This is a genomic window from Chryseobacterium daecheongense (genome assembly GCA_027920525.1).
Taxonomy (GTDB): domain Bacteria; phylum Bacteroidota; class Bacteroidia; order Flavobacteriales; family Weeksellaceae; genus Chryseobacterium; species Chryseobacterium proteolyticum.
Map to the genome: position 1 here is coordinate 4043314 of CP115858.1, position 20550 is coordinate 4063863.

Sequence of the window (20550 nt, forward strand, 5' to 3'; positions counted from 1 at the left end):
TGTATTAATTGGAATATCCTGATACTTCTTCTTTCTTAGAGTTATAGATCTTGTATTCCAAATATTTAAAAGAATCCCTTGGGATGATGGTTACCCATTTTTTATATTTTACAAACCATTTCATCTGGATGCTCTTAATTCCTTTTGTAAGATAAGCTTCCACGAATGGGTGTACATGCAGGTAAAGTTTTCCTTTTTCCTTTTGCATGATGTTTCTAATGGTTTCTTCCATTCTTTCCACAATAACAATCGGAGCTACGATTTCTCCGTCCTTGTTAGGGTTTTCTTCTTTGGTTTCGATTTGTTTTTCCGGACGGTTTCTCTGTCTGGTAATCTGTATCAATCCAAATTTACTTGGAGGTAAAATTTTGTGGCGAGCTTTGTCGCGCTTCATTTCTTCTTTCAGATGTTCGTACAAATCTCTTCTGTGATCGGCGTTCGGCATATCGATAAAATCGATTACAATAATACCACCCATATCACGAAGGCGCAATTGTCTTGCAATTTCTGTTGCGGCCATTTTATTCACGTTGAGAGCGTGTTCTTTATTGGCTGCATTTCCGGTTGTAATGTTATTCCCGGAGTTCACGTCGACTACGTGTAAAGCTTCCGTATGTTCAATAACAAGGTAAGCTCCTTTAGAACTTGGAATGTTGACGTGTTTTCCAAAGCTTTGTTTAAGCTGTTTTTCAACATTGTAATATTCCAGAAGAGGAATGTGAGAATCATAAAACTGAACAATATTTTTTCTTTCAGGAGCAATTACTTCTACATAATTTTTCATTTCTTCTACCATTTGTTCATCATCACAAATGATACTTACGAAATCCTGATTAAAATTGTCCCTTAAAATAGCTGAAGCCTTATCTTCTTCGCTTAAGACCTTAGATGGAACTTTATTTTTCTGGATATTTTTAAAAGTACTTTCCCATTTCTGAATCAGCTGATTCATATCGTTATGCAGATCAGCCACTTTTTTTCCTTCGGCAACGGTTCTTATGATCACACCAAAACCTTCAGGTTTGATACTCTCGATAAGAGTTCTTAGTCTTTCTTTTTCCTCAAAGCTTTTAATCTTTTTGGAGATAGAAACTTTGTTGTCGAAAGGAATTAAAACCAAAAAACGTCCTGTTAAAGATACCTGGGTAGAGATCCTTGGCCCTTTTGTGGAGATAGGCTCTTTGGTAATCTGCAGCAGGACAATGTCATCCTTTGCAATGACCTTATCCACAGTTCCGTTTTTGTCTATTTCGGGTTGTATCTCGAAATTTTTTAAGCTTGAAGAACTTTGCTTTTTAGAAATGGTGTCCTTTAAAAATTTTCTATAAGTAAGATATTGTGGCCCCAGGTCCTGATAATGCAGAAACGCATCTTTGTCGTAACCTATATTTACGAATGCGGCATTAAGGTTAGGTGCCAGCTTTTTTACCTTTCCTATAAATAAGTCTCCAACTATAAAATCACTTTTGTCCTCTTCCTCATGAAGTTCACATAGTCTTCCGTCTTCCAGTAATGCAATCTTTGTAAGTTCATCCTCATGCGAAACTATTAGTTCTTTCTTCATTTTGTTATAAGATAAAATTGTTAAGATTATAGGAAACAGGCATGGTTTTCTTTAATAAATGCATGTATAAATTTACGAATTCATAATGAAAGTTGTGTTATTTATTTCAATGAAATAAAACCTGTCCCGATCTTTTGGGAATCCTATAGTTATAAATAAAAATATAGTCGGTGTAGATTAAAAAATTAAAAACACCAACTATATTAATATATTTTTAAATCTCGAAAAAGGAGATTATTTTTTCTTATGTCTGTTCGCTCTTCTTCTTTTCTTTCTTTTGTGAGTTGCAACCTTGTGTCTTTTTCTTTTCTTTCCGCTTGGCATAATTTTAAATTTTTTAGTAACTAGTTAATATTCAGTTAATTTTTATTTTACTGCAACTTTAGTTTTTACTTTCTCAACAAAAGATTTTGATGGTTTGAAAGCAGGAATATTGTGAGCAGGGATCTCAATTGCAGTGTTTTTAGAAATGTTTCTTCCTGTTTTAGCAGCCCTTGTTTTAATTATAAAAGAACCAAAACCTCTTAGATAAACGTTATCTCCATTATACATAGAAGTTCTGATCTCCTGCATAAAAGCTTCTACAACTTTCTGTGTTTCATTCTTTTCTGTTCCCAACTTATTTGAGATGGTGTTTACCAATTCTGCCTTTGTCATTTCCTTTTTTAATTTTAAATTTTAGGTGTGCAAATTTAGTTAAAAAAATTGAATACTAGCAAATTAGTGGTAAAAAAAATTTCGGTAAACGGTTGATGGTTTTATATTTACTCTCTATATATATTACGTAATGATGTTTTTTACATGCTGGAATTGTAATATCCGTTTTCTACGCAAAAGCGGATCAGGTGAAGTTTTGTCTTTAGTCCCAGTTTTTCCGTTAACCTGTTGATGTAGGTATCAATCGTTCTCGTACTAAGATTAAGTTTCTCTCCGATTTCCTTATTACTAAAGCCTTCATAGCAAAATTTCATCAGCTGGATCTCTGTGGAAGAAAGCTCTTCCTGGCTCTTTTTTTGCCGTTCCATATACTCCATAACAGCAAGGGGTTGCTGTTCCCATTCTTTGGAATATGCTTCATAGTTGAAGGTGTCTGACGCTACCTGTCCTTTTATGATATCTCGAATGATATTACTTTTCTTTTCGCAATAATAGATATTGGGAATTTTGGAAAGTATTTCAGCCATATCTTCCTGATAGGTTCCTGAATAGGTAATAATGGGAGTTTCGGAATTGCTTTTACGGATGTATTTTATCGCTTCAATTCCGCTTAATACAGGCATAAATAGTTCAATGATAAAGACGTCTTCCTGTCTTCTGTAAATTCTGTTCACAAGTTCATGCCCGTTATTACAATCATTGAGAAGCATGTAAAACGGGTTTTCCAAAAGCGTTTTGACAAGTATTTTTTTAAAATAAAAATCGCTGTCTGCTATTGAGAATCGCACAGTATTAGTTAATATTTTACTCACGTTAATATTTAATATCGATTTGGCTTATGATAATTAAATTTAGGGGTCTAAATTAATAAAAACTTATTAAAGTTAAAATTAATCTTAATTTAAATGAAAAATGATCCGTTATATCACGGAAAAGATAGATATTGTGCAGGAAATTTTTTTTTTATACTTTCACAGACCCAAACAAACCACAAAATATGTCTTCAAATAGAGAGAAAAAATTAAATAAATCAGACGTCAGAATAGGCATTTGGAAGTTTGTTCTGTCTTTTGTTGTCCTGGCTGCTGTTTCTTTCACCAGCGTATTTTTCTTTTTTAAAAGCTATGATGCCCAAACGGAAGGGGTAAGCCGTGATGCGGAAGCCTACAGAGAATTACTGGGCCGCAGCGATATTCTTAGAGTTCAGGTGGATACTATTTTCAGCAGAATGAGCAGGCTCAACAGAGTGGAAAATGATATTTTCCTAAGAAATGATATTATAGACAATGTGAATAATGCTAAAAACATTATGGGAAAAGACAGTGCGGATAATTTTAAGCATTATGCTGTCTTAATGAAACAAATAAGTCCGATGCTGACTTTGAAAAATCGTATTGTAGAGGTTTCCAACCAGAAAAAAATCGCAATAAGAGATGTCAACGGATGCATGGGGAAAGTAGGAAGTATGGAAAAGGTACTGAAGATAGATCCTACCAGAAAGTTTACAGGAAGTCGAAGAAAAAGATAAGTTATGCAGGGACACATCACATTATCCAAAAAAGAAAAGCAATATCAATTTTTTTATTTGATTTTAATGCTTTTGGCAGCACTCATATTTTTAGGAATTATTTTCCTGAAAAGATTCAAATCGCCATTTTCTGAAGATGATATTATTGCCATTCAGAAACTTGAACAAAAAGCCAAATTTGATCAGCAACAAAAATTAACCCAGCGTTTGCAGGATAGTACTTTCATCCAGGTGAGCAGACTTACGGATGAAACCACAGAACCTTTTGTGGAAAATTCTATTCAGACAGGGATTAATGATATTAATAACAGCTTTGGTCCGGAATATATAGACATCAGAAAAGATGCTTATCCCCAGATTGCACAATTCTATAAAATGTATTTTGAGGACAAAAAGATCATCTCAAGAACTACAGAAGATATCAAACTCTTTCAAAAACAGTATCAGGATTGCCTGATCGGACTTAAAGAAACCAAAGACCGTGTCTTTCAGCGACAGAATGCATTAAAAGAAAGAACCCAGTAAACGGTAAAAACTAATACTCAATCAATCACACATCACATTATAACTATGAATTATTTTCAAAAGAACAAAAAGAACATTATTATCGGTGTTATAGCGACATTGCTGATTGCGGCTCTTGTTGCACTCTGGTTGCAGAAAAAGGTCATTCATTCTGCAGATGATATTGTAGGGGTTGTATATCCATCTACATTAAGTGTAGGGGATACATTGGTATTTGAAGATAAAACACAATTTGCCAAAAGCAAAAAATGGAACTTCGGAGACGGGACAACTTCTGAGAAAAGCAGTGGTATCCACTTTTATAACAAACCGGGATATTATCCGGTAACGCTTATTATCGATAATAAATACTCTAAATCCTTCCCTGTACTGGTTTCTGCCAGAGCAATTCAGAAAGCAAAAGATACAGCGATGGTAAAAACAACCATAGATGCACCATTACGGGCTATGCAATTCGAGAATGTACAGTTTCGTGCGATCTCCGATGCTAAACAGTTCAGCTGGAAATTCGGGGAAAGCGGAACTACGGATTCTAAAGATAAGCTAGCAATCTACTCCTATAAAGAACCGGGAGATTATATTGTTACTTTATACACGGATGAAAGCATTGAACCGATTATACACCACATTAGAATTGATCCTTCTTATGATGCATTAAATGATCAGGATGTAAGCGTAGAAGACGCCTATGCAAAAATCGATAATGATTTTAAATATCATTTGCAGCAGATTGCCAACGGGAGTAATTTCAATTCACACTATAATTACCTTCTTCAGAAATACCTTTGTAATAATGAGAATACGGTTGTGAAGGTGAATGACAGTAAAGTAAATAACTTTTACATGTATTGCGCGGGACTTCAGTTTGATAAAAATAATGTTATTCAGACCGTTAAGGTAAATTTTGATGATACACAGAATTGTGTAACCAAAGTGGATATTAACCAAAGTAAATAATTACAACCCTGTATCGGGCACACCAAATTATAAAAGAAAATAGGATGAAAAATAAATTTCCTCTAGCAGCATATTATATCGGAGTTTCATTTTTACTGACCAGCTGTCAGGTAAAATTACCATCGAAAAGAACTCCGGAGCCAACGCAATACGGGCAAATTGATAATGCCTCAGTGATGAATGGTTATCCAAAGAAGTCCGTTCCATGGATTGCCATTTCGGATCGTTCCAGAAATACGGCTTATCTTGATAAAAATGACGAAAAATCATATAAAGAAGTAAAATTCTTAGAACCTTTAATGGTCTTAAAGCATAGAGACGGCATGGTAAAAGTAGCCGAGTATATTCCGGACGCTTTAATGAAAAAAGTTTCTTCGAAGGCTATTAAGACCTATGGATGGATTCCTGAGTCCGAGCTATTGCTTTGGAACAGCTCTTTAAAAGATGAAAAGACCGGTTATCCGGTAAGGGTTGCTGTGGTACCAAGCAATAGTGATGTTATCAGAAGTGCTGAAAGATATTACAAAAATGATTCGATCATGGTGTTCAACTCTCCAAGTCTGATCGAAAATGCGAATGTAAAGATACCTAACGGTCAAATTGTATATGTTTACAAACAAGCTGAGAATAACAAAAGATTTTTAGTGGGTAAAAAACCGAATATTGACATCGATAGTATCAGCACAGGATTGTATGGATGGGTAAGTTCCAATGTGATTTCAGCATGGGGGGAACGTTCTGCAGTAAAAATGAAGAATACAACCGGTGTTACAGAAACGGCTTTAGGGTTACATGAAGGAGCGCCGGGAGGTAGTGATGCCGCAAGCAGGACTGCAATTCTTCTTACGGATGTTAATAAGAGAACGCCACTTGAAAATATTTACCCTGTTAAGCTTGCATTAAAAGAAGCACCAACTCCGGATTCTAAAACCAAATATTTTACCAATATCCTGGACTATAGTAAGAACTATGTCTTAAATGTATTGGGAGAACCTATTTATTTTGACCGTTATCGTGAGATCACGGAAAGAAATAAAAACATCAATATTGTTTTTGCTTTAGATATCAGTGCACCTAATGCACTCTATGCTCCGATTGTAAAGTCCCTGTTACAGGACCTGCAGTTAAGATTTGAAAAACCTTCTTATTTCAATTCTGTAAAATATGGAGTGGTTCTCTATAAAAACAATTCTTGCGGAGATAATGTAGCTGTTTCCAGCTTAAATGCTGATTACAGTAAAATAATCTCTTTCATAGAAGATAAGATTAATGAGATGAATTGTCCTACCAACAGTGGATATCAACCCGTAAGTGAAGGTTTAACGGCGGCAGGAAATCTTCTTTCAGCGGTTCCTGATGAAACGAACCTTGTAATTACAGTGGGGACATCTGCCAACCAGAGCGGGAATATGTATGGCGTAATCAATTCTCTTACGCAAGCACAGGCAAGGCTGATCATGTTCCAGACGAGCTCTAGATCATCTGATACGTATAATGACTTCGTTTTGCTGGGGCAAAATGTTGTTTCCAATACGGCAAAAAATATTGCCGAGCTGAAAAAGCAAAAAATCATTAACCAGAATGATGTTTTAACTAAGAATAACTTTAACCTTGTGGAAGGAGATGAAGGTTTCTTCTCTTTAGACTATCCAAAGCAAAGTATGTCTCAGGGATTTGTAATATTCCCTAAAAAAGGAGATGTAACGACACCGGGCTATCTGAAAAAATCAGTTGATAGTTTAATTTCACAGGTAACCATGGATAATATGTCGATAGATAATTCCCTGAATGCTTATTTCCATTCCTCAGTAGGAGCGGGAAGAACAGATGTGGATCTGAAATATAAATATCTGTATCCGGGACTTACCAATCGCGTTCCGGCGGGAATTGCCGCTCAGCTGATCAATTACGGAAGTCCGTTTCTGGTAAAAGGGTATATTCCAAAAGATCTTAAAGATTATAAACCAGGTCTTGAAAAAGGAATTCTGATCTCTGAAACAGAATATGATAACCTAAAAGCTTTCTATAGGGAAGTATATGAGAAAACTGGTCCGGCAAGAGCAGACTTCAACCAGTCAAAAGCAATTAAAGAATATGTTCGTCTTGTTAAAAAATATAATCCGACAACAACATTCATAGATAAAGGTGATCTTTATGAGCAGCCTATGTCTTATGCGGTGGGATTGACGACAGGTTTCGATTTGTCTGAAGAAGAGCTAATGTCAAAATATAAGCTTAAAGGATGGAGAAAATCTAAGATCGTTCTAAATGAAACAGTAAGAAAATATTTCCTTAACTACAAAGAATTGGGAGAAAGATTGCTTACTCACAGAAATAATCCGGCGGTGAAAATCCAGCAAAACGGACAGACTTTCTATTGGCTAAATGAATATTTTATGCCGACCATGCTTCCGGTAGAGGAACCAGAGTATACAAAACATTAAAATCAATTATAGGGCGGAATTATTTCCGCCTTTTTTGTATTTACACATATTGAAATCCTGAAGAAATATCTCCGGATTATCAATTCCGGATTATTGCAAAAGAATCATTGCCAGGGAGTTCTAAAATGTTGCTACATCGATGATCGTAGAACTACTACAAATTTGTAAAAATCCATTTGAAAACTTTTATAAAAGCAGCAGGGGTACTATATTTGTTGTACATTCATTGAGTTACAATATACAATTAACGATTAAAAATTTACAATCATGGCAGCAAATTCTAGAGGGATTTTAAAATTCAACGGAGGCGAGGGTCAAAAACTATTAAAACTTAACTATAGCGTTTCCAGATCTACAGATGTATCGGGAAGGGTAGCATCAGATCCTTCAAATGCACTTATAAAACTTACAGTAGAGGCAACGGAAAAATCTGATATTCTGGAAAGCTTACTTAATGGAAAATATAAGCCGACCACCGGAGAAGTTACATTTAACAAATCTCATGAAGAAGGTACTTTAATTACTTTAAAGTGGGAAAACGGATATGTTATTCAGCATGAAGTAGATTTCGATGCAGTAGATGAAAACAGTATGCTGATCAGCTTTATCGTAAGCGCTGAGACCATTCATTATGGTCAGGGTATTTATGAAGGTCTATGGCCATCAAGCTAATTAAAAAAGGCACATTTAATCCACATTCATAGAAAAAGACTGTCCATAAAAAGACAGTCTTTTTTGCCTGAGATAATTTAGATACCCACAGAAAAGACAATCTGAAATCTTTATCAGGGAATACTTTGCCTAAAAGAAATCCTGATTGGATATTTTTTTTTACCTTTAAGCCTCACCACAATCGCAAAAATATGCTACCGATACCTGAACATACCTACGGAATTTCTTTCCGTTTATCACAGAAACCCGGCAGATTCATTAAGGATCTGCAGATGTGTACTTTACCAATAAGACCCTATTCTGATCATATTATTGCTGATGAGGCTCATGATATTTTAATGTAAGAACATTCCTGCTGATGAACTGTACAGGCAGACGTGAAACTATTTGCATACAACAACACAAAACATATTAATAAGAACATTATCAATGGGAGTACTAGTAACCAACGAAACCGTAAAACAGCTTTTTCATATTGCACAATCCATTGCAAGAGAAAATTATAATGCCACATATGGAGCTCCACATCTTTTACAGGCTTTGATGCACAAAGATATAGGACTTAACGAATTTCTGAAAAATATTGATAAAGACCCTGGATACTTTTATGAATGGGCTGATGTTCGCATAGAAGATTACCCTAAAACAACCCACCTTCCTGATGATGTGGGACAAGATGAATATGTAGATAAAATTACCGAAGAGGCAGATGACATCAGGCTGAAACTTGGACTTGATGAGATCACTCCTATTTGTATACTTACTGCTATTGTAAAGCCTCAGGTTGCATTTACATTACAGCAGTTGAAATCCCTTCCCTTAAGAGAGCATGAAATATTCGCCCTATACAGGAAGGATATGCCTTACGGCACAGCGGAAGATGGTGAATTTTCGTCACTTTTTTCCAATACTTCGGATTTTACGGACGCCTCATTTCCTTCGATCAAAAACTATTGTGTAGACAGAACAGCACAGGCGAGGCAAGGAACATTGGAAAATATTATCGGACGGGACAAAGAATTGAGGATGCTCGTAGAGATCCTTTGCCGAAGAAGCAAACCTAATGTGATTATCATTGGTGAGCCCGGAGTTGGTAAAACAGCTTTAGTAGAAGGCTTTGCTACTGAAATCATCAGGGGAAATGTTCCGGAAATGCTAAAAAATGCCACTTTATTGGAGTTGGACACAGGAGCACTGCTGGCAGGAACATCCTATAAAGGTGAAATTGAAGATCGCCTTAAGAAAGTAATTAATGAATGTAAAAAGATTGAAAAAGCTATTTTATTCATCGATGAAATTCATACACTTTTAGATCCAAAGGGGAGCATCGGAAATGTTGCCAATCTACTGAAGCCTGAATTAGCAAGAGGCGAGATCACGGTTATCGGAGCTACCACTCAGGAGGAATACCGGAAGATTATCGAACCTGAACAGGCCTTTAACAGACGCTTTGAGGTATTGACGGTAAATGAACCGGATGAGAAAACCTGTGTGAAAATGATCGATGTTCTTCTTGAAGGTTACAAAAAACACCATAACATTGAGGTTGAAAAAACAGCCCTTCCGGAATGTGTACGTTTAGCGAAGCGCTATTCAAAAGGTAAAAAACTTCCTGATGCGGCGATTGATCTGCTGGACAGGACTATGGCTGCCATCAAAATGCTTGATGAACTTTCCGAAAAAGAGCTGGAGAGCTGGAAAGAAAGTTATGAAGAAATTCTAAAAGAAGAATATCCTGATGCTAAGGATCAGGCAGATGAGCTGATATGGACTTATAATTTGTTAAGGGATAAGATCAGCCCTATTTTGTGGGGATCGTTGAGTGAGCAACCTACGATCGATAACTCAATGCCTGTAGACCAGATCAAAAAGATCATCGATGATACCCATACTGAGCTTCTTCAGCATGCTTCCATAAAAAGAGAAAAAGTTGACCGTCTGGAACTGGCGGCAGTGATGGCTGCAAAAACAAATATCCCGATAGGTAAGATTCAGGCACAGGAAAAAGAGAAGCTTCTTAATATGGAATCGCTTCTTATGAACCGTGTAGTCGGACAGGATCATGCCTTAAAGATCCTTTCTGATGCTATCGTTGAAAACAGAAGCGGACTGAACAAGCCGGGGCAGCCAATCGGATCATTCTTTTTACTGGGACCTACAGGAACAGGAAAAACAGAGCTGGCCAAATCAATGGCAGAACTTCTTTTTAATGATGAGAAAGCGATGGTGCGTTTCGATATGTCTGAATTTAAAGAAGAACATTCCGCAGCCCTGCTTTATGGAGCTCCCCCGGGATATGTAGGATATGAAGAAGGAGGAATGCTGGTTAATAAAATAAGACAGCAACCGTACACAGTCGTTTTATTTGATGAAATTGAAAAAGCCCACCACTCAGTTTTTGATGTATTCCTTCAGATTATGGATGAGGGTAAAGTGCATGATAAACTCGGAAAAGAAGGAGATTTCAGTAACGCCCTTATATTATTTACTTCCAACATCGGAAGTGAAGAAATTGTAAAGCAATTTGAAGAAGGTAAGGTTCCTGAATCATCTTCATTAATGCAGATCATGTCGAACTCCGGAAGATTCAGACCGGAATTTTTGGCAAGGATTACGGAGATCATTCCTTTTGCCCCAATTACCGAATCTATTGCAGAAAGGATCTTTAATATTCAGCTGAAATCACTCCATACTTCACTAACCAGACTAGGTATGACGCTTACAATAAGTGACGAGGCTGTAAAAAACCTTGCTCTTGGAGGCTTTAGCAGTAAATACGGAGCAAGGCAGATCTCAGGTGTTATTCGTGCACAGCTGGCCAGACCTATTTCCAAAATGATCGTTCGTGAAGAAGTAAAATCCGGGCAAACAATCCATGTAGGCTGGAATGCTGAAGAGGATAAATTGACATGGAGTGTGGCGTAGTGTTAAGATAAATCCATTTGAAAATGTTTTTATTTTTAATTTAAAATAGTTATTAGTACAATGAAATTTAATTTCAAACATATTGTAACTGGAATGTTGTTGCTGATTTCTTCTCATTTTGTAAATGGGCAGTTTCTTTCAGCTTCTGATACTTCCGAAAACAGTGTGAGAAGATATAAAAGTATCATCAGTTCGAACAAAGAGATCGTAGAATTTATAGAATATTCACTTTCTCAAAAAGGGTTACCCAGGCATCTTAGAAATTTAGCCCTGATTGAATCCGGTTTTGACCGGAAACAAATTTCCGGTGCCGGTGCGGTAGGTGTATGGCAGTTTATGACAGCACATGCCAATCAATACGGTCTTTCTGAGCAAAGCCGTTCGGATTTATACAGAAGTACCAAAACAGCGGTGATTTCCCTGGGGAAGCTGTACAAAAAATACAACAACTGGGTAACTGTAGTTGCTGCTTATAACTGTGGCGAGGGTAATATTTCAAGAGCAATGGATGCTGCGGGATCTTCGCAATATCATATTTTTAGTAAATATCTTCCCGGAGAAACAATAAACCATGTTAAAAAATATTTAAATGCCTGCTATGCCACAGGTGAATTGCAAAGCGTTCTGAATGATTATAACAATTCACGCATGAATATGATATTTGAAAACAGGACAGGCAAATATACCGCACCTAATTTAGCTGAAACAGATATCAATGCCGGGTTTGACTTAAGTATTATAGCCGAAGAACTGGATGTAGATGTAGATAAAATACTTACCTGGAATCCGGGAATCATGGATGAGCTCAAGCAAAGCGGCGAAAGCATATTCTATCTGCCGGTAGATCTCATGCCTGATTTTCTTTTAAAAAAGAATAAAATACTGAGCCGCTCTGTCAGGAAGAAATAAAGTAATGATTAAGGTTTAATAATAATGTTTAACGATCCAAATGCAGTTTATATGAAAACAAAATCACCCAACATATCCCAAAATCCTTCTTTTCGTCCTTCACAAAATGCTGATCGCGTTTCGGAGAGCCATCATACGGGGATCAACCGTCTCGTAAAATTGTCTCTTGTGATCGAAGGAAATGTGATCAGATACTATAAGCATTTCACTTTGAAGCAAAGTGCACAACGTCACCACGAGTTTACGCTTACTTTAGCGCACGATGCACTTGGAGGAAGACAAACGCATACTTTGGAAGAAGCCAATAAATTTTTGGGTAAGCGTCTTACAGCTGTGATTTCTTACAAAGACATAGAAAACAGCCCCGAAAGAACGTTTGTGGGAGTAATTACGGGAGTGGGATTCAGCCAGGAGCAAATGAGCCTTGGGAACATTGTTTTAACAGGATATAGCCCTACCATCCTTTTGGACGGTGCTCCGCATATTCAGAGTTTTGGAGGTGACCAGGCCGTTAATATGGGGATTATTGCAGAGGAAGTGATTAAGCAGGGCATCGATAAAAGCCGGTTTGATATCAGGATAGATACTAATGATTATTCCCAGATTGTTTATAGCAGCCAGTATGATGAAACCCATTATAATTATCTGGCGAGAATGGCGGAAGCTTACGGTGAGCAATTTTTCTATGATGGAGAAGTCTTGCACTTTGGAAAGCTTCCTGCTCAAAATAAACCGATCAAACTTACCTACGGGAGTAATGCCAATGATGTAAAAGTAGAACTGAAAGCAGTTCATACAAAGCCTCAGTTTTATGGATACAACAGCAGTAGAAATGAAAAACTTACTTCCGGTGAAACACCAATCCAGCATGTAAGTGATCTTGCTAAGACAGCGTATGCCCATAATGATAAAATCTTCAAAACACCGGCTCTACAGGTAGCACCTGTAAAAGCGTCAACACACCTTGATGTGGAATATTCCCAGAAAAGTGCTGCGGGGAGTGAAGCGGTAAGTGTTTTTTCCATTTCCGGAAAAACTACGGTTCCTTTTTTACATCCGGGATGTATTGTAGATGTGCAGATGCGTAAGCCTGATACCAATGAAAGTGATTATTTCACCAGGATCATGATCACCGAAACCACCCATGAAATTGATACAATCGGTCATTATCAGGGAAGCTTTGAAGGCATTGCATCGGACACCGGATTTTTACCAAAACCGGATTTTAAAATTCCGAAAGCAGAACCACAGATTGCCACTGTAATTTCCAATGCCGATCCTGAAAACCAGGGACGGGTACAGGTAAGATTTGACTGGCAGACTAATGATATTACCCATTTTATCCGCGTAATGACTCCTGATGCAGGGGGAACGGATCAGATTACTCAAAACAGAGGCTACGTAGCCATACCGGAAGTAGGAGACCAGGTGATGGTCAATTTTGTTCACAGCCATCCTGACCGCCCGTTTGTAATGGGGGGAATGTTTCATGGTGGTGTAGGTTTAGGAGGAGGAGTAGATAACCGTGTAAAATCCATTCAGACAAGAAGTGGGCACCGTATTATTTTTACGGAAGATGAAAGCATCATTATTACGGATAAATCGGGAAATAAGATCCATTTGGACACCACCGGAAGTAACATCACAATCACAGCTCCTGAAACCATGACATTGAACTGCCGGAATATGAATATTAATGTTGGAGAAAATATGAATACCTATGTCGGGATGAACAAAATGGATAAAATAATGCTCAATAATACGGAAAGCGTAGGGTCTATGAAATATTTGACTACCGGGGCGGATTTTACAACCAATGTCATTGGAAAAATGAGCCATTATGTGAAAGGGGACATGGAGGTATACGGAGAAAAAGAACACAAGCTGACCAGCTTAAAAGGAGTTGAGGTCAATAGTGAAGGAAAAGTAGAACATCACGCTGAAAAAGAAGTTCAAAACAATAGTGGTGAGAAATCTAAAAATCACTAGTCATGAGCATCGAGTATTTTGTAGAAGGTAAGACGACTACGAGAACCGGAGGGAATTATTTAACCTACGCCAAAGAAGGCATAGAGCATAATAGTTCGGTTTCGGTAGAGCAGAAAGGCAAGGATTCCGGGGTAAGCTATGGACAGGCACAAAAAGTAAACCCCAATGATAAGCCCGTAAATTCGATTGATATCAGCTTGAATCTTTTTTTTGACGGAACCCAGAATAATAAAACCAATACCATGCTGGGTGGAGGTTTTAAGGAAGCCAGCAGCGATAAGGATGATAGCTATAACAATGAATTTACGAACGTAGCGAAAGGATATGACGCTATAGATCCCAATGCTGATAACCAGGTGTCGTGGTACATTGAGGGGATCGGAACAGAAAATAAAGAAAGCGATAGTATCCTGAAAGGAGTTGCACAAGGTACCGGAAGCACAGGAGTAGTCGCCAAGGTGGCTAAAGGATGTTTAAAGGGAGCACAGGCGATTTTAGATAAATTAAAAAATAACATTAGGCCGATCAATATTCTAACTGTAAATGTGTTCGGGTTTAGCCGCGGAGCCGCGGCGGCAAGACATTTTGTACATGTAGCCAACTCAAAAGCTTATGTCTCTTATTCTAACTTTGGAAAAGTCCTGCAGGTTTTTCCACCTGAAGACATCAAAGACGGATATCTGACCATCAGTGATAAAGATGGATCCAAAGATGCATTTATAAATCAACATGGTTATTTTGGAGCTTGTCTCCTGGCGCAGGGACTGGAGGTTAAAGAGATCAGATTCAGATTTGCCGGGCTATATGATACGGTAGCGTCCTATGGACTTAATCACAGAGGGGGCTTTGGTATTGATAATGATACCAAACAGCTGGGGCTGGATACCATTGGAAGAGGGAAAGTACAGTTTGCCCTACAGTTGGCTTCTGATGATGAATACAGGGATAATTTTGACCTTACGAACATCAATAGTACAGGATTGTATGGTCTGGAATTTACCCTTCCGGGAGTTCACTCCGATATTGGAGGGTCCTACGGCATTGGAGAGGAAATTTCCGTGTTGTATTGTGATCCTTATGATCCTTATCAGAATGTAGAAACGCATAAAGAGTGTGAAGCATTTAAAAAAATTGTTGTAGAGGAAGGCTGGTATCATGAAGACCAATTGAAAATTAAATATTTTTACCAAAAAGACGTCAATTATGACCGGTGGTGGAATAAAGGAGCACAATATTATGGTTTGGTAGGAACAAGGAAGCTTTCCAATATGTATGATAAAATTCCCTTAAACCAAATGTTTCATTATTCCAGAAATAATGATATTAAGTATCTAGAAGATGTCATCGAAAAAAATCATAAAATAAATGACAGCTTTATGAAGAAGATCTATTCGCAGTTATCCACATATATGAATGCATGCAATGATCTCCGGAATAAATATATAGAAGCATATAACTCAGGGGATACCTCTTCCTCTTCCCGTTATATAAAGGATATTAAAGCTATTTCCTATTTAGGGCATATCGATAAAGAAGATCTGAAAATACTTAGAAATCAGTACCTTCATTGGTCTGCTAAGACCAATCAGATTGGGTTAGATACAAGACCTAATGATAATGCTCCTAAGGAAAGAGGCGCATTGGAAGCGAAATACAGAAAAAGGAATATACAGGATGGATAAGCTGAAAAGATTGATCTATTTATTTTTAGTACTCATTTTTAATTATAATTATGGTCAGAAAACGCCAGACATAACCGGACAATATTATTTTGGAGAAAAGCAGATTTATCTGTATATTTTTCCTGATAACCGGTTTGTTGCGATAGGAGCGTCCACGGTTGCTATTGGAAGAGCGTCAATACAAAATAATGCTTTGATTTTTAATCCTATCCATCAAAAATCAGAATACCTCTTATATAGTAGGAAAACTCCTGGTGAAAACCGATTGATTATTACCGATCAGCAGATCATCCGGAACAAGATATACATGAGTACAGAATCAGATATTCTGCGTCCTGTCCGCCTTACCGAAGATTGCGGACAAACTGGTTACTTCATTCCATTTCAAAATAAAGTACAGGATCTGACCGTAAAAAATAACGCTGATGTTGTAAATGTATTTCCGCTGGACAATATGAGCAACGATCTGTTGTTATTCTTTCTTGAAAAAGAACAGGATATTTCTGAACTTAATGGCATCATTACGATTAAGGAGGGACACATTAAAGATAGTGACCTCGTGCGCCGCTCACCGCTTAAGTTGGGAAACACCACTGATATTGAAGAAGAAAAACCGGAAAATATACTAGCGAAATTCGACAAAATATATTCAATTTTCGATCAGGATAAGATATATTTGAATGAAGATTATCATGTTGTTCAGGATAAAATAGATCTCGGAACTTATTCTTTTAACAAAAATAAAAATCAATACGAAAAAAAGAATAGTACAAACGATCAGCATCTCAGGATCATTTATCCATATGTTAAAATAAAACAGAAGCCGGCTAAAGAACTGAAATACAGAGATGATCCCCAAAACTTCCTTGTCGCAAAATGTTTGAAGGATCCGGGACTGATAAGGGAAGAAAGCAATGATTCTGATCCCCCGCTTCCTGTACAACCCGCTTCTCAAAAATAATGAAATTGATATGAGATTGATTAAGATATTGTTTTTATTGGCAATTTTTGCCCAAAATATAAGCTGTCAGAAAATGAAAGAAAAAGAAATACCCCAGTTTCAGGTAGAAATATGTGCTCCAGCCAATCCATATAGAATAGAGTTCGTTGATGATAAGATCATAACCCTCGAAGGCATTCCTGCCAGCTTGCCTTATGGCGGAACATCAGGTGAATGGGGGACATCCGGAAAAGGATGGACCGAGCAGCATGGAACTCCGATTGGAGCTGATATTACTTACTATGCAGGGTATGAAGATACTTTTTACCATCTGAAAGCGGACTTTCCGGAAGATAAAATTAAAGACTATATGGAACGGGCTTATGCCCAAAGTGAAGCTCCTCTTTACACCGAAGAACTTCAGGAATATAAAAACCTGGGACGAAATGAAACTTTTGGAAGTGCACAGAATCCTTACAATAGCTTTTCAACTTTGGTTTTTGGTTTTGCTCCCAAGGGAATGGTAGTTGTATGGCTTCGTTTTCGTGCTGTTCAAATAGAATTAGGCAGGTTTCAGGCCGATGTAGTAAAAAATGATAAAGAGCTTGAGAAAAAGCTGTTTGCGAAATGGAGCATGACCAGAGAAGAGGTTAAAAAAAGGGATTTTAATCCTGATGCATCACCCGTTACATGGGATAATTATAGAACAAAGTATTCCTGGAAACCTTTGATTACCTCCCAGAATAAAGGACTCCGCTTATTTGATATGAACCTGGATTTTTACAATGGTGAAACAGAAGTGATGCTTCGTCCATGGATTAATAACATTCAGATCAAAGAAAGGGCAATACCTAAAGAATTGAACTTTACCTGGGAAACAGGAAAAGGACAACAATACCTGGGGCGTGCTTTTTTTAGTTGGGAAAAAGCAAATGAAGCCTTCAGGAAAACAGGAAGCAAGGGAAATCTTGAACTAACAATAGCTCCTGATAACAGCGGATTTCAGATCTCTCTGAATGGGGAGCCTTTTCCGGCTGATAGCATAAGAATTTTCAAGACCGAAAAAGAGTTTCACGATTCTTATAAATAATCAATAGAGAAATAAAAGAAGGTTTTTCTTTTTGAACAAGGACATGATTTTAATCAATGTTATCTATTCTTATTTTTACTTAGTATAAATAAAACTTACATTTGCGGCTGAAAAATTGACTAAATGAAACGTGCCGTTATTGTTGCCTTTTTTTTCGGGGGCTTGGGTTGGGCTTTTGCCCAAAATTCAGGATCTATCTCCGGGACTCTCAAACAGTATAATGGAGATAATCTCTCCGAAGCGACCATAGAGCTGATAGAGACTCATAAGCATACCCTAACTGATCAGAATGGTAACTTCAGTTTTAATGAATTGCCGGAAGGAGATTACCACCTTAAAATACAGGTTATTGGCTCCAATGAGAAAATTGTAGGAGTACATGTAAAGCAGAATGAACCGGCAGTGGTCAATTACCAGCTGGAGAAAGAAAATATTTCCGTTATTCAGGAAATTACTTTATCTACGCTCACCAATAAGTTTTCTAAAAAGGAAAGTCCTTATGTTTCCAAGCTTCCCTTGAAAAATATCGAGACCCCGCAGGTTTACATCAGTGTTCCAAAAGAGTTAATTCAGGAACAGATTGCAGTTAATCTGGGAAGTATCTCAAAAAATATTCCGGGTTCCGGAATTCCCATGCTTGCCAATCAGGGACGTGTTACATTCCTTTCCCGTGGATTTACCACGGAGCCTATGGTAAGAAACGGGATCTCAGGTTTTGCCTACACTACCATTGATCCGGCAAACCTTGAAAAAATTGAAGCTATTAAAGGACCTTCGGCAACCTTATTTGGCTCAAATCTGTCGACATATGGAGGTTTATTTAACAGGGTAACCAAAAAGCCGTATAATGGTTTCGGAGGAGAAGTGTCCTATACGGCAGGAAGCTGGAACTACAACAGGTTTACTGCAGATATTAATACACCAGTGAATAAGGATAAGACCATTCTTTTCCGGTTAAATGGTGCGGCCACGTACCAGAAAAGCTTTCAGGATCTTGGATTTAGTAATGCGATCTCAATGGCACCCTCTATTTCCTATCAGATCAATGACAGGCTTTCTCTTTTATTTGACATCGAATATGGTCACGAGAAGGCTACCTCTGTTGTGAGGTTTAATCCTTACCTGAAAAGCAATAAAGTACAATCTATTGCTGATATGGGATTTCCTTATAACCGGTTATTTGGAAGCAATGATATTGCTTATGAAACAGAAATGATGAATATTTTTGCACAAATGAACTATAAGATTTCTGATTACTGGACATCTCAAACCGTTTTCTCACGTGCAAGATCGACCATAGACGGATACATTACTGCCATCAATGGGACTTCTGATACAAAAGCAAGCTTACAGGTGATGAAGGGAAATACCAATTTCATTGCGACCAATATTCAACAAAATTTTATTGGGGACTTTCAGATTTCAGGACATAGAAACAGATTGATCATTGGGCTGGATTATTACAACAATGCGAATAGTTTCGACAGGGTAACGGTGACAGGTGCTCCATTTGATTTTACCAGCAATACGCCCTATTCAGCCAATCAATCTACGATAGATAATCTTGCTAGTTCAGGAACCCCAAGGATCGAAAAAAATGGAGACAACAGCTATGCTATTTATGCATCCGATGTCTTCAATATTACCGACAGATTTCTGGCTATGGTAAGTCTGAGGGCAGACCGATATCAAAATCTTGGAGTTACCGATATTGCTAAAAATGTAAACTCAGGTGATTACTGGCAGACTAATTTTTCCCCAAAATTCGGTTTGGTTTACCAGGTGGTAAAAGACAAAGTATCCATTTTCGGAAACTATATGAATGGATTTACCAATAAAGGAGGATCAGATATCAACGGAAACACTTTCAAACCGGAACAGGCAAACCAGAAAGAAATAGGAATAAAGGGAGACCTTTTTGGACATAGGCTGGTAGGAACAGTAAGCTATTATGATATTGATGTAAAAAATATGGTGCGACCTGATCCTGTTAATAATCTGTATTCTTTACAAGACGGAGGACAGAGAAGTAAAGGAGTAGAGGTAGAATTTACTGCAAACCCTTTTCGTGGATTCAATATTATTGCAGGCTATGCCTATAATGACAGTAAAATGACCAAAGCAGAAGAAAAAATCAATGGGTTGCGTCCTGCTTTATCCGGACCATCCAATCTTTACAATTTATGGATGAGCTATCAAATCATGGCGGGAGAATTAAAAGGACTCGGAGTGGGTTTTGGAGGAAATAAGGGAAATCATTCTTTCCAGACCAATACGACAACAGCTAAAGTTATTATCCCGGCATATACTACTTTAGATGCTACAGTCTTTTATGATCATAAAAATTTCAGAGCAGGAATAAAAGTGAATAACCTGACCAATGAAAAAACATGGTCGGTAAGATTAACTCCACAAAATCCGACTCAGGTCCTCGGGAGTATTGCATATAAATTTTAAATTTAAGCTGTGATTTTCACAGCTTTTTTTGAATCTAATCTTATGTTAACACCTTCTAAATTTTATTAATTTTTTGTTAATATTTCTCGGATGGGTGTTAAAAATAATTAGATATATTGACTGGATTTTAAATGTAATAAATTGATTATAAGTATTTTAATGTATAATTTATTTCTATTGTCGTAGAATTACTACACCAAATCGTAGAATT

At 37.3% G+C, this 20550-nt stretch carries 16 protein-coding genes; 13 read left to right on the plus strand and 3 right to left on the minus strand.

The window, feature by feature from the left end; all coding sequences use genetic code 11:
- Nucleotides 1-4: 4 nt before the first annotated feature.
- The 3 genes from PFY10_18135 to PFY10_18145 form a co-directional block, all read right to left on the minus strand.
- Nucleotides 5-1564: a ribonuclease E/G gene (locus tag PFY10_18135; GenBank protein ID WBV56121.1), complete on the minus strand. Its 1560-nt coding sequence runs from the start codon at nucleotides 1562-1564 to the stop codon at nucleotides 5-7.
- Nucleotides 1565-1930: 366 nt separating this feature from the next.
- Nucleotides 1931-2221, minus strand: a complete 291-nt coding sequence (locus PFY10_18140; protein ID WBV56122.1) for an integration host factor subunit beta — start codon at nucleotides 2219-2221, stop codon at nucleotides 1931-1933.
- 140 nt (nucleotides 2222-2361) lie between these two features.
- Entirely contained in the window at nucleotides 2362-3033 is a 672-nt protein-coding gene (locus PFY10_18145; GenBank protein WBV56123.1) for a response regulator transcription factor, read from the minus strand.
- A gap of 185 nt (nucleotides 3034-3218) precedes the next feature.
- Between PFY10_18145 and tssO (PFY10_18150) the strand changes: the two genes are divergently transcribed.
- From tssO (PFY10_18150) to PFY10_18210, 13 genes are all read left to right on the plus strand, one after another.
- Nucleotides 3219-3749: a type VI secretion system TssO gene (gene tssO / locus PFY10_18150; protein WBV56124.1), complete on the plus strand. Its 531-nt coding sequence runs from the start codon at nucleotides 3219-3221 to the stop codon at nucleotides 3747-3749.
- A 3-nt stretch (nucleotides 3750-3752) separates the two neighbouring features.
- Nucleotides 3753-4274 (plus strand): type VI secretion system TssO, encoded by a 522-nt coding sequence (gene tssO / locus PFY10_18155; protein WBV56125.1) that lies wholly within the window; start codon nucleotides 3753-3755, stop codon nucleotides 4272-4274.
- A 45-nt stretch (nucleotides 4275-4319) separates the two neighbouring features.
- The gene (locus tag PFY10_18160; protein WBV56126.1) at nucleotides 4320-5231 is read left to right on the plus strand and encodes a PKD domain-containing protein; all 912 of its coding nucleotides are present in this window, start codon (nucleotides 4320-4322) and stop codon (nucleotides 5229-5231) included.
- 44 nt (nucleotides 5232-5275) lie between these two features.
- Nucleotides 5276-7675 carry a type VI secretion system protein TssR gene (tssR, locus tag PFY10_18165; GenBank protein WBV56127.1) on the plus strand — a complete coding sequence of 800 codons (2400 nt, stop codon included), beginning with the start codon at nucleotides 5276-5278 and terminating at the stop codon, nucleotides 7673-7675.
- 267 nt (nucleotides 7676-7942) lie between these two features.
- Nucleotides 7943-8347, plus strand: coding sequence for a type VI secretion system tube protein TssD (gene tssD, locus PFY10_18170; protein WBV56128.1), 405 nt, complete (start codon nucleotides 7943-7945; stop codon nucleotides 8345-8347).
- A 191-nt stretch (nucleotides 8348-8538) separates the two neighbouring features.
- Nucleotides 8539-8691, plus strand: a complete 153-nt coding sequence (locus tag PFY10_18175) for a hypothetical protein (GenBank protein WBV56129.1) — start codon at nucleotides 8539-8541, stop codon at nucleotides 8689-8691.
- Nucleotides 8692-8776: 85 nt separating this feature from the next.
- Complete coding sequence (locus PFY10_18180; protein ID WBV56130.1) at nucleotides 8777-11272, plus strand: ATP-dependent Clp protease ATP-binding subunit; 2496 nt, start codon at nucleotides 8777-8779, stop codon at nucleotides 11270-11272.
- A 60-nt stretch (nucleotides 11273-11332) separates the two neighbouring features.
- A complete protein-coding gene (locus tag PFY10_18185; GenBank protein ID WBV56131.1) occupies nucleotides 11333-12181 on the plus strand; it encodes a lytic transglycosylase domain-containing protein in 849 nt (282 codons plus the stop codon).
- A gap of 51 nt (nucleotides 12182-12232) precedes the next feature.
- Nucleotides 12233-14170, plus strand: a complete 1938-nt coding sequence (locus tag PFY10_18190; protein ID WBV56132.1) for a phage baseplate assembly protein V — start codon at nucleotides 12233-12235, stop codon at nucleotides 14168-14170.
- A gap of 2 nt (nucleotides 14171-14172) precedes the next feature.
- Nucleotides 14173-15852, plus strand: a complete 1680-nt coding sequence (locus PFY10_18195) for a DUF2235 domain-containing protein (protein WBV56133.1) — start codon at nucleotides 14173-14175, stop codon at nucleotides 15850-15852.
- On the plus strand, nucleotides 15845-16813 hold the full coding sequence (locus PFY10_18200; protein WBV56134.1) for a hypothetical protein: 969 nt from the start codon (nucleotides 15845-15847) through the stop codon (nucleotides 16811-16813). Before PFY10_18195 ends, PFY10_18200 begins: the two co-directional genes overlap by 8 nt.
- A 73-nt stretch (nucleotides 16814-16886) precedes the next feature.
- Nucleotides 16887-17882, plus strand: a complete 996-nt coding sequence (locus PFY10_18205; protein WBV56135.1) for a DUF2931 family protein — start codon at nucleotides 16887-16889, stop codon at nucleotides 17880-17882.
- Nucleotides 17883-18005: 123 nt separating this feature from the next.
- Nucleotides 18006-20339 (plus strand): TonB-dependent receptor, encoded by a 2334-nt coding sequence (locus PFY10_18210; GenBank protein ID WBV56136.1) that lies wholly within the window; start codon nucleotides 18006-18008, stop codon nucleotides 20337-20339.
- Nucleotides 20340-20550: the final 211 nt, after the last annotated feature.

Excerpts from the sequence above, each read along its gene's own strand:
- PFY10_18135 (WBV56121.1), bottom strand. The coding sequence starts at position 1,564 with ATGAAGAAAGAACTAATAGTTTCGCATGAGGATGAACTTACAAAGATT.
- PFY10_18140 (WBV56122.1), bottom strand. The coding sequence starts at position 2,221 with ATGACAAAGGCAGAATTGGTAAACACCATCTCAAATAAGTTGGGAACA.
- tssO (WBV56124.1), top strand. The coding sequence starts at position 3,219 with ATGTCTTCAAATAGAGAGAAAAAATTAAATAAATCAGACGTCAGAATA.
- tssO (WBV56125.1), top strand. The coding sequence starts at position 3,753 with ATGCAGGGACACATCACATTATCCAAAAAAGAAAAGCAATATCAATTT.
- PFY10_18160 (WBV56126.1), top strand. The coding sequence starts at position 4,320 with ATGAATTATTTTCAAAAGAACAAAAAGAACATTATTATCGGTGTTATA.
- tssR (WBV56127.1), top strand. The coding sequence starts at position 5,276 with ATGAAAAATAAATTTCCTCTAGCAGCATATTATATCGGAGTTTCATTT.
- tssD (WBV56128.1), top strand. The coding sequence starts at position 7,943 with ATGGCAGCAAATTCTAGAGGGATTTTAAAATTCAACGGAGGCGAGGGT.
- PFY10_18175 (WBV56129.1), top strand. The coding sequence starts at position 8,539 with ATGCTACCGATACCTGAACATACCTACGGAATTTCTTTCCGTTTATCA.
- PFY10_18180 (WBV56130.1), top strand. The coding sequence starts at position 8,777 with ATGGGAGTACTAGTAACCAACGAAACCGTAAAACAGCTTTTTCATATT.
- PFY10_18185 (WBV56131.1), top strand. The coding sequence starts at position 11,333 with ATGAAATTTAATTTCAAACATATTGTAACTGGAATGTTGTTGCTGATT.
- PFY10_18190 (WBV56132.1), top strand. The coding sequence starts at position 12,233 with ATGAAAACAAAATCACCCAACATATCCCAAAATCCTTCTTTTCGTCCT.
- PFY10_18195 (WBV56133.1), top strand. The coding sequence starts at position 14,173 with ATGAGCATCGAGTATTTTGTAGAAGGTAAGACGACTACGAGAACCGGA.
- PFY10_18200 (WBV56134.1), top strand. The coding sequence starts at position 15,845 with ATGGATAAGCTGAAAAGATTGATCTATTTATTTTTAGTACTCATTTTT.
- PFY10_18205 (WBV56135.1), top strand. The coding sequence starts at position 16,887 with ATGAAAGAAAAAGAAATACCCCAGTTTCAGGTAGAAATATGTGCTCCA.
- PFY10_18210 (WBV56136.1), top strand. The coding sequence starts at position 18,006 with ATGAAACGTGCCGTTATTGTTGCCTTTTTTTTCGGGGGCTTGGGTTGG.